The 645-nt window shown below is 76.7% G+C and carries 1 protein-coding gene; it reads right to left on the minus strand.

Going from position 1 to position 645, the window contains the following annotated elements; translation table 11 throughout:
- Nucleotides 1–645, minus strand: a 645-nt coding sequence (locus KUM32_RS40175; protein ID WP_217146648.1) for an iron ABC transporter permease, incomplete at both ends; no start/stop codon positions are given.

Below are 645 nucleotides of genomic sequence, written 5' to 3' on the forward strand. Positions count from 1 at the left end.
GACCAGGTGTGGCACGAGGAGGCCGACGAAGGCGATCGGGCCGCAGGCCGCGGTGGCCGCGCCGCACAGCAGGGTGATGGCGAGCACGGCGAGGACGCGGGTGCGGTTCAGCCGCGCGCCCAGGGCGCGGGCCGCGTCGTCGCCGAGCGCGATGGCGTTCAGGGGCCGGCCCAGGGCGAGCGCGAGCAGGGCGCCGGCCGCGAGGAAGGGCGCCACCTGGCTGAGCACGTCCTCGTTGGCGGCGGCGAGCGAGCCGACCGTCCAGAAGCGCATCGTGTTCAGCGCGGCCGAGTCCAGGAGCTGCACGGCCTGCACGTACCCGAAGAGGGCGGCGGTGACCGCCGTCCCGGCGAGCGCGAGCCGCACCGGCGTCGCGCCGCGGCTGCCGCCGAGCGCGTACACGAGCACGGAGACGACCGCGGCGCCCAGGAACGCGAACCAGACGTACCCGGTCGGCGAGGTGATGCCGAGGAAGCTGATGGCGGAGACGACGGCGGCGCTGGCGCCGGCGTTGACGCCGAGGATGCCGGGCTCGGCGAGCGGGTTGCGGGTCAGGGCCTGCATCACCGCGCCGGCCAGGCCGAGGCCGGCGCCCACCAGCAGGCCGAGCAGCGTGCGCGGCAGCCGCACGTCGCGGACCACGAC

Source organism: Streptomyces sp. AC627_RSS907 (genome assembly GCF_019049165.1).